14 protein-coding genes are annotated in these 15,487 nt (G+C 67.5%); 6 read left to right on the forward strand and 8 right to left on the reverse strand.

The window, feature by feature from the left end; genetic code table 11:
• Positions 1-28: 28 nt before the first annotated feature.
• Complete coding sequence (locus tag ABE487_RS02155; RefSeq protein WP_346447385.1) at positions 29-1,552, forward strand: peptide MFS transporter; 1,524 nt, start codon at positions 29-31, stop codon at positions 1,550-1,552.
• Positions 1,553-1,614: 62 nt separating this feature from the next.
• On the opposite strand, the gene ABE487_RS02160 is transcribed toward ABE487_RS02155, so the two are convergent.
• Positions 1,615-2,106, reverse strand: a complete 492-nt coding sequence (locus ABE487_RS02160; RefSeq protein WP_346447386.1) for a MarR family winged helix-turn-helix transcriptional regulator — start codon at positions 2,104-2,106, stop codon at positions 1,615-1,617.
• Positions 2,107-2,185: 79 nt separating this feature from the next.
• Between ABE487_RS02160 and hppD the strand changes: the two genes are divergently transcribed.
• The 3 genes from hppD to ABE487_RS02175 all read left to right on the forward strand — a co-directional run bounded on the left by hppD (position 2,186) and on the right by ABE487_RS02175 (position 5,599).
• Positions 2,186-3,292 carry a 4-hydroxyphenylpyruvate dioxygenase gene (gene hppD / locus ABE487_RS02165; protein WP_346450768.1) on the forward strand — a complete coding sequence of 369 codons (1,107 nt, stop codon included), beginning with the start codon at positions 2,186-2,188 and terminating at the stop codon, positions 3,290-3,292.
• A 164-nt stretch (positions 3,293-3,456) separates the two neighbouring features.
• Positions 3,457-4,776 carry a homogentisate 1,2-dioxygenase gene (gene hmgA, locus ABE487_RS02170; RefSeq protein ID WP_346447405.1) on the forward strand — a complete coding sequence of 440 codons (1,320 nt, stop codon included), beginning with the start codon at positions 3,457-3,459 and terminating at the stop codon, positions 4,774-4,776.
• A gap of 160 nt (positions 4,777-4,936) precedes the next feature.
• Positions 4,937-5,599, forward strand: a complete 663-nt coding sequence (locus tag ABE487_RS02175) for a lectin (protein WP_346450769.1) — start codon at positions 4,937-4,939, stop codon at positions 5,597-5,599.
• 38 nt (positions 5,600-5,637) lie between these two features.
• On the opposite strand, the gene ABE487_RS02180 is transcribed toward ABE487_RS02175, so the two are convergent.
• The 6 genes from ABE487_RS02180 to ABE487_RS02205 are packed head-to-tail and all read right to left on the reverse strand — an operon-like array spanning position 5,638 to position 11,446.
• Positions 5,638-6,015, reverse strand: a complete 378-nt coding sequence (locus tag ABE487_RS02180; RefSeq protein WP_346441729.1) for a Na+/H+ antiporter subunit G — start codon at positions 6,013-6,015, stop codon at positions 5,638-5,640.
• On the reverse strand, positions 6,012-6,296 hold the full coding sequence (locus ABE487_RS02185; RefSeq protein WP_346441728.1) for a K+/H+ antiporter subunit F: 285 nt from the start codon (positions 6,294-6,296) through the stop codon (positions 6,012-6,014). The genes ABE487_RS02180 and ABE487_RS02185 overlap by 4 nt, the downstream gene beginning before the upstream one ends.
• Positions 6,293-6,781 carry a Na+/H+ antiporter subunit E gene (locus tag ABE487_RS02190; protein ID WP_346441727.1) on the reverse strand — a complete coding sequence of 163 codons (489 nt, stop codon included), beginning with the start codon at positions 6,779-6,781 and terminating at the stop codon, positions 6,293-6,295. Before ABE487_RS02190 ends, ABE487_RS02185 begins: the two co-directional genes overlap by 4 nt.
• Positions 6,778-8,307, reverse strand: a complete 1,530-nt coding sequence (locus tag ABE487_RS02195; RefSeq protein ID WP_346450770.1) for a monovalent cation/H+ antiporter subunit D — start codon at positions 8,305-8,307, stop codon at positions 6,778-6,780. The genes ABE487_RS02190 and ABE487_RS02195 overlap by 4 nt, the downstream gene beginning before the upstream one ends.
• Positions 8,304-8,669: a Na+/H+ antiporter subunit C gene (locus tag ABE487_RS02200; RefSeq protein ID WP_346441725.1), complete on the reverse strand. Its 366-nt coding sequence runs from the start codon at positions 8,667-8,669 to the stop codon at positions 8,304-8,306. The genes ABE487_RS02195 and ABE487_RS02200 overlap by 4 nt, the downstream gene beginning before the upstream one ends.
• The gene (locus ABE487_RS02205) at positions 8,669-11,446 is read right to left on the reverse strand and encodes a monovalent cation/H+ antiporter subunit A (RefSeq protein ID WP_346441724.1); all 2,778 of its coding nucleotides are present in this window, start codon (positions 11,444-11,446) and stop codon (positions 8,669-8,671) included. Before ABE487_RS02205 ends, ABE487_RS02200 begins: the two co-directional genes overlap by 1 nt.
• Positions 11,447-11,622: 176 nt before the next feature.
• On the opposite strand from ABE487_RS02205, the gene ABE487_RS02210 reads away from it, so the two are divergent.
• Positions 11,623-12,483: an NAD-dependent epimerase/dehydratase family protein gene (locus ABE487_RS02210; RefSeq protein WP_346441723.1), complete on the forward strand. Its 861-nt coding sequence runs from the start codon at positions 11,623-11,625 to the stop codon at positions 12,481-12,483.
• A gap of 10 nt (positions 12,484-12,493) precedes the next feature.
• Here the strand turns inward: ABE487_RS02210 and ABE487_RS02215 are convergent, their stop codons facing one another.
• Entirely contained in the window at positions 12,494-12,988 is a 495-nt protein-coding gene (locus tag ABE487_RS02215) for an Mpo1-like protein (RefSeq protein WP_346441722.1), read from the reverse strand.
• A gap of 228 nt (positions 12,989-13,216) precedes the next feature.
• On the opposite strand from ABE487_RS02215, the gene ABE487_RS02220 reads away from it, so the two are divergent.
• Positions 13,217-15,226 carry a serine hydrolase gene (locus tag ABE487_RS02220; protein ID WP_346450772.1) on the forward strand — a complete coding sequence of 670 codons (2,010 nt, stop codon included), beginning with the start codon at positions 13,217-13,219 and terminating at the stop codon, positions 15,224-15,226.
• Positions 15,227-15,487: the final 261 nt, after the last annotated feature.

Raw genomic sequence — 15,487 nt, forward strand, 5'->3', positions numbered from 1 at the left:
CCCAGCTTCCCTTTATGCAAGGATCTCCATGAGCGCCGACGTCGTCGAGCCCAAAGTCGCGGCCGTACCGCCGCCGCCCGTCAATCCGCCCGAGTTCTCCCAGGTGCTTGGCCATCCACGCCCGCTGTGGATGCTCTTCATGTCGGAGTTCTGGGAACGCTTCGCGTTCTACGGCATCCGCTGGGCGATGGTGCTGTACATCGTCGCGCAGTTCCACGGCGGCGATGCGGCCGGCGAGCGGCCGGCGAGCGAGATGTACGGCGCGTACCTGGCGCTGGTCTATGCGGGTGCGATCTTCGGTGGCTACGTTGCCGACAAGCTGATCGGCTTCCAGCGCTCGATCCTGCTCGGCGCGATGTTCATGGCGCTGGGGCTGTTCATGCTGGCCTCGCCGAGCGAGCCGCTGTTCAAGCTGGGCTTGGCGACGATCATCGTCGGCAACGGCCTGTTCAAGCCGATCATCTCGACCATGGTCGGCAAGCTGTACATGCAGGGCGACGCGCGTCGCGATGCGGGCTTCACGATCTTCTACATGGGCATCAACATCGGCGCGATGATTGCGCCGGTGGTCACCGGCTGGCTGGCGCGCAAGGTGTTTGGCACCGACACCGACCCCCACTACCAGTGGGTGTTCATCGCCGCCGGCATCGGCATGGTGATCAGCCTGGTGTGGTTCTGGGCCGGCCGCAGTCAGCTCAAGGGCATCGGTCTTCCGGAACCGGGTCACGAAGGCCTCGGCCGCGTCGGCCTGGTCGCGCTGCTCGGCGCCGCCATCGGCGTCCCGCTGTTCTACTTCCTGCTCACCATCGATGCGAGCGCGCTGCAGGCGATCCTGATGGCCCTGTTCGTGGTGCCGGCGGTGATGCTGCTGGTCGAAGGTATCCGCGAGGGCAAGGTGGCGCGCGACAAGGTGATCGCGATGCTGATCATCTTCGTGTTCAACGTGTTGTTCTGGATGTTCTTCGAGCAGGCCGGCAGCTCGTTCACCTTCCTCGCCGATCGCATCGTCAATCGCGAATTCGGCAGCTGGACCTTCCCGCTGGAGTGGTTCCAGTCGGTGAACTCGATCGCCATCATCACCTTCGCGCCGATCATGGCCTGGATGTGGGTCAAGATGGGCCGCGCCAATCCGTCGATCCCGCGCAAGTTCGGTCTGGGCCTGATCTTCAACGGCCTGGCGTTCCTGCTGCTGATGATCGCGCTCAACAGCATGGTCGACGGCAACGGCAAGATCCCGTTCTGGACGCTGTTTGCGGTGTATGTGATCCAGTCGATCGGCGAGCTGTGCCTGTCGCCAATCGGGTTGTCGATGACGACCAAGCTGGCGCCCTCGCGCGTGGCTGGCATGGCGATGGGCTGCTGGTTCCTGTCGGTCGCGATCGGCAACAACCTGGCGGGCATCTTCGCCGGCCAGGTCAGCGGCGAAAGCGGCATGACCGCCGCCTCGGCGCAGGCCGGCTACACCGTCGGCTTCTGGGCGCTCGCCGGTGCCGGGGTGCTGCTGTTCGTGATCGCGCCGTTGGTCAACCGGCTGATGCACGGCGTGAAGTGATCGCTCGAACCGGATAGCGAACGGCGGCCTTCGGGCCGCCGTTTTCGTTTGCGCGCCGGCGATCAGCCGGCCAGCGCAGCCTCGAGTTTGTCCATCAGCCGCAGCAGCGTCGCGCGCTCGTCGGCATCGAGCGGGGCCATCACCCGCTGCTGGTACTCCAGCGCGAGCGGGGCCACGACGTCGTAGACCGCTTCGCCGGCGCGGCTGAGCGCGAGCACCGAGCGCCGGCGGTCGCTGTCGTGCATGCCGCGCAGCAGCAATTCGCGTTCGAGCAGCCGCGCGACCGCGCGGCTGACGGCGACCTTGTCCATCGCGGTGCGTTCGGCGACTTCGTTCGCTGACAGGCCGCGGTCGCGGCCAAGCACCGCGATCACCCGCCACTCGGTCACGCTGATGCCGAAACGCTCGGAATAGATGTCCGCCAGGCCGCGGCTGATGTGGTTGGTCAGCACGCTGAGCCGATAGGGCAGGAACGTCTCGAGGTCGAGGGTGGCGTGTTCATGGCTCTGGAGGGCCTGCCCGTCGCCAGCGACGGAGGTAACCGACTGCGTCATGGTGCGGTGCGCCTTGCAAGTGGTTGCAGTTGAAACTATAAACGGGCATCCAAGCCATCGTCACGCCACGGAGTATCCCATGAGCGCCCACGCACACACCGCCCCCAACCTGGGCATGGACGTCACCACGTTCGAGAATCCGATGGGCATCGACGGCTTCGAATTCGTCGAGTTCGCAGCCCCCGAAGGCCAGGCCGATGCCATGCACGCGTACTTCCGCAACATGGGCTTCACCGCGGTGCTCAAGCACACGTCGCGGCCGATCACCGTGTACCGCCAGGGCGGGGTGAACTTCCTGCTCAACGCCGACCCCGATTCGTTCGCCGCCGATTTCGCCAAGGCCCACGGCCCGTCGGCCTGCGGCTTTGCGATCCGTTTCAAGCGGCCGGCCGACGAGGTCTATGGACGTGTGCTCGAGAACGGCGGCGAGGCGGTGGGCGCGCGCGAATCCACCAAGGCGGTCGATGCGCCGGTCGTCAAGGGCATCGGCGACTGCATGCTCTATCTGGTCGATCGCTACGGCGCCGCCGGTTCGATCTACGGGGACGACTATGTGCCGGTCGAGGGCGCCGACCAGAATCCGACCGGGTTCGGGCTGACCTTCATCGACCATCTCACGCACAACCTCTACTTCGGCAACATGCAGAAGTGGTCGGATTACTACGAGAAGCTGTTCAACTTCCGCGAGATCCGTTACTTCGACATCAAGGGCAGCAAGACCGGCCTGGTGTCCAAGGCGATGACCGCGCCTGACGGCATCGTGCGCATCCCGCTCAACGAGTCGAGCGATCCGAAGTCGCAGATCAACGAGTACCTCGATGCGTACAAGGGCGAGGGCATCCAGCACATCGCCTGCTTCACCGACGACATCTACAGCTCGATCGAGAAGATGCGCGAGCACGGCATCACCTTCCTCGACACGCCCGACACCTATTTCGACGTGATCGACCAGCGCATTCCCGACCACGGTGAGGATGTGCCGCGGCTGCGCCGCAACAAGATCCTGATCGACGCCGATCCCGAGACCAAGCAGCGCAAGCTGCTGCAGATTTTCACCGAGAACGCGTTCGGTCCGATCTTCTTCGAGATCATCCAGCGCAAGGGCAACGAGGGCTTCGGCGAGGGCAATTTCCAGGCGCTGTTCGAGAGCATCGAGCGCGACCAGATGAAGCGCGGCGTGCTGTGACGCCGCGCGCTGGCGCACGGCGGGCGTCGGCGCACGGCATCGCATGACGGCCGAACGCCGGCGACGGGTGTGCGCGACTTGACGCCATGCCCGCGCTGCGCGGTGATGGCAACGATCCTCCAGGTGAAGCGATGAACGCAACGATCGACGACACGATCATCCCGATGCCGCAGGCAGCGGCGCAGCCGCGCCCTGCGTTCGACTACATGTCCGGATTCGGCAACGAGTTCGCGACCCAGGCCGAACCCGGCACGCTGCCGGTCGGCCAGAACTCGCCGCAGCGGGTCGCGCATGGGCTTTATGCCGAGCAGCTGTCGGGCACTGCGTTCACCGCGCCGCGCGGCGAGAACCGACGCAGTTGGCTGTACCGCATCCGCCCGGCAGTGCTGCACGGGCGCTTTGTGCCGTTCGCGCAGCCGCGCTTCCACGACGGTTTCGATCGCGGTCCGGTGACGCCGGAACAACTGCGTTGGAGCCCGATCCCATTGCCCGAGACGCCGGTCGATTTCGTCGATGGTCTGTTCTCGATGGGCGGCAGCGGCGGCGCCGGCGCCTACGACGGCGTGGGCATCCACGTCTACGCGGCCAACGCATCGATGACCGACCGCTTCTTCTACAGCGCCGACGGCGAGTTGTTGCTGGTACCGCAGTTGGGCCGGCTGGTGGTGGCGACCGAGCTCGGCACGCTCGAGGTCGAGCCGCAGGAGATCGCGGTGATCCCGCGCGGCATCCGCTTCCGCGTCGAACTGCCTGACGGGGCGAGTCGTGGTTACGTGTGCGAGAACCAGGGGCGTGCGCTGCGCCTGCCCGACCTCGGGCCGATCGGGGCCAATGGCCTGGCCAACCCGCGCGATTTTCTGACCCCGGTCGCGCGCTACGAGGAGCTTGAGGGCGACTTCTCGCTGATCGCCAAGTTCCAGGGCCATCTGTGGCAGGCGCCGATCGGGCACTCGCCGCTCGACGTCGTCGGCTGGCACGGCAACTACGCGCCGTACAAGTACGATCTGCGCCGGTTCAACACGATCGGCTCGATCAGTTTCGACCACCCGGACCCGAGCATCTTCACCGTGCTCACCTCGCCCAGCGACACCCCCGGCACGGCCAATCTCGATTTCGCGATCTTCCCGCCGCGCTGGCTGGTGGCCCAGCATACGTTCCGGCCGCCGTGGTTCCACCGCAACGTCGCCAGCGAATTCATGGGTCTGGTGCACGGGCAGTACGACGCCAAGGCCGACGGCTTCTCACCCGGTGCCTGTTCGCTGCACAACTGCATGAGCGGCCACGGGCCGGACGCGGCCACGTTCGACAAGGCCAGCGCTGCCGATCTCTCCAGGCCCGACGTGATCGCCGACACGATGGCCTTCATGTTCGAGACCCGTGGTGTGCTGCGGCCGACCATGCAGGCGCTCGAAGCCGCGCATCGGCAGGCGGACTACCAGACGGTCTGGGCGGGCTTGGAGCGTCGGTTCGTCCCACCGCGTTAGCGCAGGACATCACGCCCGCCACGGCGGTGGAGGGGCGGGCAGCAAGCGGCGGCAACAATGGGGTCAAGCCGGTGCCCGTCGGCCGCGGCAGCCGCACAGTTCGCAGCCCATTCACGCGGGCTCGCGGACGCTGGCGCGGTCTTTTTCCGTGGAGTGACCCATGAAGCAGACCCTGCCTGCCGTCGCCTTGCTGGCACTCGCGCTGTCCGCCTGCGGCGACCGCTCGCCAACGCCAGCCTCGGGCTCCCAGGCCGATGCCCAGACGCCGCAGGCTGCCGATCCTGCGCCTGCAGGCTCGCCGCCGATGCCGTCCGCAGGCACCGACGCGCCGTCGGCCCCCACGCAGGCGACGGGCACCAACATCCCGCAGGTGGTCGATGGCGTGATCACGTTCGACGGCTTCGGACCAGCGGCGTTCGGCAGCACTGAAGAGGAGGTGCGCATGTCCTGGGGCAATGACCTCGGCGACGCGGCGCCTTCGGAGCCGGGCGGCTGCTACATCCTCAAGCCGCAGCCGATCGGCACGACCGATTACCGGCTCGGCTTCATGATGGAGGGCGATCGCTTCGTCCGGATCGATGTCCGCAACGCGGGCTACACCGCCCCGGGCGGCGGCAAGGTCGGCATGGATCGGGCCGAGATCGTGCGCCTGTACAACGGACGCGTCGAAGCCTCGCCGCACAAGTACGTGGAGGGCGCGCAGACATTGCGTGTCGCCGAAGGCGACAAGGCCCTGGTGTTCGAGACCGATGCAGCCGGCAAGGTCACCGAATGGCGCATTGGTGTGCCGCCGCAGATCGACTACCTCGAAGGCTGCGGCTGAAGCCGCGTCCCTCGCCCAAAGGCGCGGCTGACGGAGGCTCAGTCGCGCTCGGGCGGCGCTGGATCGTCGTCGTCGACCACGCGCTGGTTCGCATCCGGCGTGCGCTCGGGGTGCGGTGGCCGGTTGTCCATCAGCGACAGCGCGGCGCGCGACATCAAGTGCGCGCTGATCGGTGCGGTCAGGAACAGGAACACGGTGATCAGCAGTTCGCGCGGGTGGACGCCGCTCTCGTTGACCGAATGGTAGAGGATCGAGGCGAACAGGATGCAGCCCACGCCCAGCGTGCTGGCCTTGGCCGGCCCGTGGACGCGCTGAAAGAAGTCGCGCAGCTTGAGCAGTGCGATCGCACCGAGCAAGGTGAAGAAGCAACCCACCAGCAGCAACAGCGCGATGACGAGGTCGAGGACGATGTTCATTCCACGACGTCCCGGCGGATCACGTACTTGCTGAGCACCACGGTCCCGACGAAGCCAAGCATCGCGATGATCAGCGCCGCTTCGAAATAGATCTCGGTGTCCATCAGCATGCCGAACAGGATGAGCTGGGCAATTGAGCTGACGTAAAGCGTGTCGAGCGCGAGGATGCGATCGGGCGCGGTGGGCCCGCGCAGCAGACGCCAGGCCGACAGCAGCATCGCGATGCCGACCAGATGCATGCCGGCGATGATGGCCAGCTCGATCAGGGGATTGCCGTTCATGGGAAGATCTCCCGCAGCGGGGCCTCGTAGCGGTCCTTGATCTCGGCGACCAGCGCCTCGGGATCGTTGGTGCTCAGGCAGTGGATCAACAGAAACCGGCGGTCTTCCGACAGTTCCGCGGACACGGTTCCGGGCGTCAGCGTGATCAGGCTGGTGAGCGCGGAGATGCCGTGGATGTTGGTCAGGTCCAGCGGCAGCCAGACGAACTGGGAGTTGAGCTTGTCGCGAGGGCCGAGCACCTGCCGGGCCACAGTCATGTTGGCGACCACGATGTCCCACAACACGCGCGCGGCCAGGGCCCAGACGCCGCGCAATCTGCCGAGTTGGGCGAACTCGCGTTCCATCCGCGAGGCCAGCAGCGGCATCAGCCAAGCCAGCAGCAGCGCCATGACGATGTTGGCCGGGCTGAAGTCCTCAGCCATCAACAGCCAGAACAGAAAGACGGTCAGACTTTGCGGGATCGACGGCAGCAAACGGCGCTTCATCGCGAGGGCTCCCGGATCAACGGCGTGGTTCCGCCGACGCGTTCGATGGTCGCGCTGGTGTCGAGCAACTGGTCGGCGGTCGCCTCGGTGTAGCGCAGCAATGGACCTGCGAAGACGGTCATCGCAACACCGTAGGCCAGCAGCAACGTGGTCGCGGCGATCTCGGTCCGGCGCAGGGGCATCGCAGCGGTCCCCTCGGGCGCCGGATCGACACGCCAGAACAACCGAGTGCCACTGCGCGACAGACCGATGATTGCCATCAGGCTGCTGCCCAGGATCGCGGCCCAGACCCAGCCGATGACCGATTCGGGGACCGAGTTGAGCAATTGCAGCTTGCCGATGAAGCCCGACAACGGCGGCAGGCCGGTGACCGAGATCGCCGCGACCAGGAACAGCAGCGCCGGCACGGTCTTGCCAGGCATCGAGGCGATCGGCATCAGATAGTCGCCGGTGCTGCCACGGTGGCGCTGGATGATGTCGGCCAGCAGGAACAGCGCCGCGGTCACGAACACGCTGTGCGGCAGGTAATACAAACCGGCGGAGATGGCGCCACGGTTGGCGAGCGCGAATGCGACGAACAGCATGCCCGCCGACAACAGCACCAGATACGCCACGCCGATGCGCAGTCGTGGCGCGCCGACCACGCCGAGCGCGGCCAGGACCATCGTTGCCGCGCCGGCCGGTAACAGCCATGGCCAAGCGAGGTCGGCCAGCAGGCCGGCATCGGCGCCGAACACCAGCGTGAACACGCGCAGGATCGCGTACAGCCCCACCTTGGTCATGATGGTGAACAGCGCCGCCACCGCTGCCGGTGCCCGCGCGTAGGCCTCCGGCAACCACAGGTACAGCGGCAGCAGCGCGGCCTTGGCGCAGAACACCAGTAGCAGCAGGCCGGCGCCAGCGCGCACCAGGGGCGCGGTCTCAGGCGGCACCTGTGCCACGCGGACTGCCACCTCGGCCATGTTCAACGTCCCCAGCAGGCCGTAGAGCAGTCCGAGCGCGAGCAGAAACACGGTCGATGCCGCGATGTTGAACACCACGTAGTGCATGCCGGCCTTGATCCGCGCACCGCGCGCGCCGCTCAGCAGCAGGCCGTAGGAGGCGATCAGCATCACCTCGAAGAACACGAACAGGTTGAACAGGTCGCCGGTCAGGAACGAGCCGTTGAGGCCCGCGAGTTGGACCTGGAACAAGGCATGGAAGTGCAGCGCGCGCTTGTCCCACCCGGCGCAGGCGTAGAGCAGGCATGGGATGGCAAGCAACGTGGTGGTCATCACCATCATCGCCGAGAGGCGATCGACCATCAGCGCGATGCCCAGTCGCGCAGGCCAGTCGCCGAGCAGGTAGACCAGCATCTCTTCGCGCTGAACCTGCAGCAGCAGCGCGATGCTGACCGCCAGCAGCACCGCCATGCCCAGCCACGCCCACAGCCGCAGTGTCGAGGCGCGATGTCGGCGCTCGAGCAGCAACAGCAAGGCGCCGGTGATCAGCGGCACCAGGATCGGCGCGATCGCGATGTGGTTCATCGCCCACCTCCGCGCTGCTCGCTGTCGGGTTCTTCGCCGTCGACATGGTCGGTGCGCAGGTCCGAATGCTCGCGCATCGCGATGACCACGGTTACAGCGGTCATCGCGAACGCGATCACGATCGCGGTCAGCACCAGCGCCTGCGGCAGTGGATCGGTGTAGCTGGCCAGCGTTTCGGGAATACCGTCGCCGAGCACCGGCGGCTTGCCGACCACGATGCGGCCGGACGAGAAGATCAACAGGTTGGTGGCGTACGAGAGCAACGTCAGTCCGAGGATGACGTCGAACGTGCGTGCGCGCAGCAGCAGGTACACGCCCGAGGCGGCAAGCACGCCGATGGCGCTGGCGATCGCAAATTCCATCAGGGCGTCTCCTCGCCGGCCTGGCGTTGCTTGACCGTGCCCATCGTCGAGAGCATCAGCAGCGTGCCGGCGAACACCACGACGTAGACGCCGGTGTCGAACACCAGCGCGCTCGCCAGGGGCAGCATGCCCACGACCGGCAACGTCACATCGATATGGCCGCTGGTGAGGAACGGCAATCCGAACCACCATGAGCCCACGCCGCCGATCACCGCCAGCAGCAGGCCGATGCCGATGCCGCGCAGGTAGTCGAAGCCGAAGGTGGCCTCGACCGCACGCGCACCCTGCAGGACGTACTTCACCAGCACCGGCACCGCGAACACCAGGCCGGCGATGAACCCGCCGCCTGGGGCGTTGTGCCCGCGCAGGAACAGATAGATCGAGACCGTGAGCGCCAGCGGGAACAGCAACTGGGTGAGGTCGGCCGCGATGGGCAGATGCACCGGCGGGCCGGGCATCACCTCGTCGGGCTGCAGCCGCGCCCAGCGCAGCAGGGCATGCACCACCAGTGCCGCGGTGCCGAATACGGTGATCTCGCCGAAGGTGTCGAAGCCGCGGAAGTCGACCAGGATCACGTTGACGACATTGCGTCCGTAGGCCTCGGGTAGCGAGCGCACCAGCAACTCGCCAGAGATCGTGTCCACCGGCGCCATCATCATCGCGTAGGCCAGCGTCGCCAGTCCGCCGCCGGCGACCAGCGAGATCGCGACGTCGCGTACCTTGCGCAGGGGCGTGCGCGCGACCTTCGACTGCTTGGGCAGGTAATTGAGCGCCATCATCATCAGCGCAATGGTGACCATCTCCACCAGCAACTGGGTCAGCGCCAGATCCGGCGCCGAGAGATAGACGAACATCAGGCTCACGGCCAGGCCCACCGCACCGATGACGATCAGCGCGGTCAGCCGCTTGCCATGCACCAGCACCGTGCCGATCGACGCGGCCACCAGCAGCGCCCACAGGATCCAGCCGATCGGAGGCATGGTCTGCGAGCCGGGCGCGGCGGACACGATCGCGCCGATTTCGCCGACGAGCGGCCAGCCGGCGAGCAGCAACGCGACCAGCAGCAGGCCCAGCAGGCTGCGCTGCAGCCGGCCATTGGCCACGCGGGCGGTGAACGCGCGCGCCAGCGAGAACAGCCGTTCGATGTTGACGTGGAACACGTGGCGGCCGATCGACCGGGTGACCACCGCATGGAAGTCGAGCAGCCGGCGCAGGCCGAAGTACAGCGCCACGCCCAGCACCAGGCTGGCCACGCTCATCAGCAGCGGCAGGTTCACCCCGTGCCAGACCGCAAGACTGAACGCAGGCGCGGCATCGCCGAGCGTGCCGGCGACCATCGTGCGCAGCAGCGGCTGCACCGTCAGTGCCGGCACGATGCCGACCACGACGCACAGCACGGCCAGCACGCCGACCGGGATGCGCATCCAGCGCGGCGGCTCGTGCGGCACCACGTCCAGCGCGCGCGGCCCGTTGCCGAAGAACGTGTCGTGGACGAAGCGCAGGCTGTAGGCGATGCCGAACACGCCGGCGAGCAGCGCCGCGACGCTGATGACCAACCGCATCGTGCCGTGGCCGCCGATCTCCAGTGCCTCGGCGAAGAACATCTCCTTGGACAGGAAGCCGTTGAGCAACGGAATGCCGGCCATCGCCAATGACGCGACGATCGCCAGCGCGCTGGTCATCGGCATCAAGCGCCGCAGGTTGCCGAGCCGGCGCATGTCGCGGGTCCCGGCCTCGTGGTCGATGATGCCCGCCGCCATGAACAGCGAGGCCTTGAACATGGCGTGGTTGAGGATGTGGAACAGCCCGGCGACCACGGCCATGTCGGTCGACAGGCCGAACAGCAATGTGATCAGGCCCAGGTGCGAGATCGTCGAGTAGGCCAGCAGCCCCTTGAGGTCGTGCTGGAAGATCGCGAACCAGGCGCCGACCAGCAGCGTCGTCGCGCCGACGCCAGTGACGACGTAAAAGAACAGGTCGGTGCCCGCCAGCGCGGGGTGCAGCCGCGCGAGCAGGAACACACCCGCTTTGACCATCGTCGCCGAGTGCAGATAGGCCGACACCGGCGTGGGCGCAGCCATCGCCTGCGGCAGCCAAAAATGGAACGGGAACTGCGCGCTCTTGGTGAACACGCCCAGCAGCACCAGGGCCAGCGCCGCCGGGTAGAGGTGGCTGGCACGGATCGTGTCGCCGGCGGCGAGCACCGCATCGAGGTCGTAGCTGCCGACGATGCGCCCGATCAGCAGCACGCCGCCCAGCAGCGCCAGACCGCCCAGGCCGGTGATCGTCAGCGCCATGCGCGCGCCCTGGCGGGCGTCCTGGCGATGCGACCAGAACCCGATGAGCAGGAACGAGCTGATCGAGGTCAGTTCCCAGAACACCGCCAGCAGCAGCAGGTTGCCGGCCAGGACCATGCCCAGCATCGCGCCCATGAACAGCAGCAGGTAGGTGAAGAAGCGTCGCGGGCTGTCCTTGAGCGACAGATAGTAGGCGCCGTAGAGCACCACCAGACCGCCGATGCCCAGCACCATCAGCGCAAACGTCCAGGCCAGCCCGTCCATGCGCAGGCTGAAGTCGAGCCCGGCCTCGGGGATCCATGCGTATCCGGTGCGCAGGATCGTGCCGTCGAACACGTCGCCGGCCGCTGCCGCCAATATCGCCAGTCCCAGCAACGGCACAGAGCCGGCGAGCCAGGCGGTGGTGCGACGCGACGCGTGCGCCGAGAGGGCGACGACGAGCGCCAGCACGAAGGGCAGGGCCAACAACAGTTCGAGCATCGGACTCCTTGTGGAGGCGGTCGGCCAGAAAGCCGGCGGAGCGCGCAAGGGCCGAGCAGTCTAACCGATACGCGCGAACAGTTCGTGGATTTTGCCGGCTATGCTGTGAGGATGTCAGCATGGTCCGTGCCGTTCGCGTCCTCCCGGCGCCGATCGCCTCTTCAGGGCGGGCGGACATGAACAGGCGTGCGCTGGTGTTCGGCGGCAGTGGCGCGATCGGGCGCGCGCTGGTGGTGCGACTCATTGCCACTGGCTGGTCGGTCGACGCGGTCTCCCGCGAGGCCCGTCCACCACAACCGGACCTGCGCTGGCACTTGGGCGGCTTTCAGGCGATGCCGGCGTTGACCGGACGCTTCGATGCCATCTTCAGCTGCGGACCGCTGGACCACTTCTCGGCCTGGTACGCGGCTGTCGCACCCGACTGCCCGCGCGTGGTGGCGTTCGGATCGACCAGCGATGCGACCAAGCAGGCCGCGGCCGACCCCGACGAGCGCGCGCTGGCCGCACGCCTGCGCGAAGCCGGCGCGCGATTGTTCGCCGCTGCCGGAGATCGGGGGGCGGCCGCGACGCTGTTGCGCCCAACCTTGATCTATGGGCCTGGCAGCGCGCACAACCTGGGGCGGGTGGTCGCGCTCGCGCGCCGTCGCGGCCTCTTCGTGCTGCCGTCCGATGCGCATGGCCTGCGCCAGCCCGTGCATGCCGACGATTTGGCGGCCGCGGCGCTGGCTGCGGTCGATGCGTCGTCCGCCGCCGGCCAGGCCTACGCCTTGCCCGGCGGCGAGACGTTGCGCTACCGCGACATGGTCGCGCGCACGTTGGCCGTCCTCGTACCACGGCCGCGGTTGTTGTTACTGCCCGCGCCGTTGTTCGGGGTGGCGCTGCGGCTGGCGCATCGTGCCGGCCAGTTGCAGGGGTTGCCGGCAGGTGCGGTGGCGCGGATGCGCGAGGATCTGGTGTTCGATCCCGGCCCGGCGCAGGCCGCGTTCGGCTACGCGCCGCGGCCGTTCCTGCCCGACGCGTCGATGTTCCCGGACTGAGCGGCCGCTCTCAGTACCGCCAGCCGAGCCGCCGATACAGCTTGGCCAGCACCCACGCCGGCCCGATCAGCAGATAGCGCAGGTCGGTCAGGAAGCTCGGTTTGCGGGCCTCGAACCACCGGCTGTGGCCGATGAACTGGGCGATCCATGCCACGACGAACACCGCTGCGCCCAGCGCCAGCAGTCCCTGCGTGCCGAGTGTGCGATGCAGCCAGGCGGTGCCCGCGGCCATCGCCACGAAGAGTGCGAGCATGCCCAGACCCAGCGGGCGCGACACGCGTTGGTAGAACAGCCAGGCACCGAACATCGCCAGGGCGGCCCAGGCGCCGTGGCGGAAGAACGGGCCTGGCGGCAGACACCACAGCAGGGCCACCACGCTCCACAGAATCGCCGGGACGGCGACGACATGGATCCGCTGGTTGGCGGCGTTGCGGTGATCGGCCGAGTAATGCGCGAACCAGTGCTCGATCGGGCGCAGGCCCTCGTCACCGTGTGTCGTGTCCAATCTGGCTCCCGAATGCCGTGGTGCGGGATCATCTTCGCAGAATGCGGTGCGCCGATGCCGTCCTCCAGTGCGATGTACGGTTGTCCGCCTGGCACCTGCAGTCGCATTCTCCCGATCGGGCACTGCGCGCCGGAAATCGAAAACATTTTCCGATCAGGCTTGACTTGGCCGGTTCAGGGCGAGAGAGTCGGTGGGCTGTCTCGCGTCCGTCCCGTCGAGGTGCCTCCGATGCCCGGTTCGTTGCGTGTGCGATCGTTGCTGGCCTGCGTGCTGCTGTGCACCTCCGCGTTCGCCCAGACGGGGCCTGCGCCAGTCCCCCCGACGGCGGTCCCCGAGTCGAGGGCGGCTGTCGACACGCCCCCAGCCGCCGACGGGGCCCAGGCCCTGACCGGGACCGACGTGACGGCCTGGCTCGACGGGTTCATGCCCTACGCGCTGGCGCGTGGGAACATCGCCGGCGGTGTGGTCACTGTGGTCAAGGATGGCGAGATCATCGCCAAGCGCGGTTACGGCTACGCCGATGTCGCCAAGCGCCAGCCCGTGGATCCGGATGCCACGCTGTTCCGACCCGGCTCGGTCTCCAAGCTGTTGACCTGGACGGCGGTGATGCAGCAGGTCGAGGCCGGGCGCCTGGATCTGGATGCCGACATCAACGATTACCTCGACTTCCGGGTGCCGACGCGCGGAACGCCGATCACGCTGCGCCACCTGATGACCCACACTTCCGGGCTGGAGGAGCGGGTCAAGAACCTGATGACCACCGAGGCGCAGGCGCGCGCGGGCAAGACCGAGCTTGGTGCCTACCTCAAGGCCTGGGTGCCCGGCCAGATCTTCGAGCCTGGCTCGGTGCCGGCGTACTCCAATTACGCGACCAGCCTGGCGGGCTACATCGTCGCGCGGGTCAGTGGCGAGTCGTTCGACGACTACATCGAGCGGCATGTCCTGCAGCCGTTGCGGATGACCCGTTCGAGCTTCCGCCAGCCGCTGCCGGACGAACTGGCGGGGCTGATGTCGCGCGGCTACAAACTGGCTTCGGACGAACCCGGCGGTTACGAAGTCGTGCCGTCGGCGCCGGCTGGCGCCCTGGCGGCCACCGGCAGCGACATGGCGCGCTTCATGATCGCGCACCTGGAGACCGCGGCCGGCCGCGATTCTCCGTTGCTCAAGGCCGCGACCGCGGCGCAGATGTACACGCCGCAGACTCGCTTCGTGTCGCCGCTGCGGACCATGGCGCTGGGCTTCTACGAGATCGACCTCAACGGGCAGCGGGTGCTCGGACACGGCGGCGACACGATCTTCTTCCACTCGTATCTGTATCTGTTCCGCGACCAGGGCGTCGGTGTCTTCGTGTCGGTCAACAGCACCGGCGCCGATGGCGCGACCGGCGTGATCCGCAGCGAACTGCTCGAAGGCTTCGCCGACCGTTACTTCCCCGCACAGCCGCCGCAGCCGGTCCAGGTCGATCTCGAGACTGCGAAGGCGCAGGCACGGCTGCTCGCCGCGGGCCATTACTTGAATTCGCGCCGCAGCGAGTCGGGCTTCATGCGTCTGATGCAGCTCCAGCAGGTCCAGCTCGTGGACCACGGCGACGGTTCGGTCGGATTCCCGATGTTCTCCGGCACCGATGGCCAGCCGAGCCGCTTCTATCCGGTGGCGCCATTCGTCTGGCGCACGCTGGATGGCAAGCAGCGCTTGGCCGCCGTGGTCGAGGCGGGCGAGGTCACCGCGTTCTCGGTCGATGCGATCTCGCCGTTCATGCTGTTCCAGCGCGTCGAGGGCTATCGCTCGGGCGCGTGGCTGGTGCCGGTGCTGGGCGTGTCGTTCGCGGTGCTGGTGCTCAGTGCATTGGCCTGGGCGCTGAGCGCCTTGGTGCGGCGCCGCTATCGCCTAGCGCTGCCGTGGCCGCCGCGCACCGTGCACGCGTACCGGGCCAGCCGCGCCGCGAGCTGGCTGGTGCTGGTGAGCTGGGTCGGCTGGATCGGCTTGATCGCCTGGTTCATGGCCGACTACTTCCGGATCAACGACGGCCTCAATGGTGGGGTCCTGGCGCTGAGCGCGCTGTCGGTCGTGGCGATCGCCGCCGGGGTCGCAACGTCGGTGTGGAACCTGCGCGAGACCTGGCGCGGCGGACGCGGCTGGCCGGCACGGCTGTGGGCGGGCTTGCTGCTGATCGCGATGCTCGCGACCAGCTATGCCGCCGTGATCAGCGGCCTGGTGGCCTTCGTCACCGACTTCTGACCTCAGGATGGGGGCAGCCTGCGCGTCGGTTCCCTAGATCGGTCGAGTCGTGCCGCCCCGATGGCATGGGCATGCGCGCTCCTGAAGGCCGCATACGGCCCCGGACCACTTTCCTCATCGGGGCGCAGCGCCCGGCGCGCTGCGCGCGCCGGTCCGCCTTTAGTCGACGACGATGCCCGCCAACCGCTGCAGGGCCTGGGCGTCGCAAAACACAGTAGATCTGGCATTCACTGCTTAACGTAAGTTCGAGCGCGTGGGGCC

This window comes from Luteimonas sp. TWI596 (assembly GCF_039674105.1).
GTDB lineage: Bacteria > Pseudomonadota > Gammaproteobacteria > Xanthomonadales > Xanthomonadaceae > Luteimonas.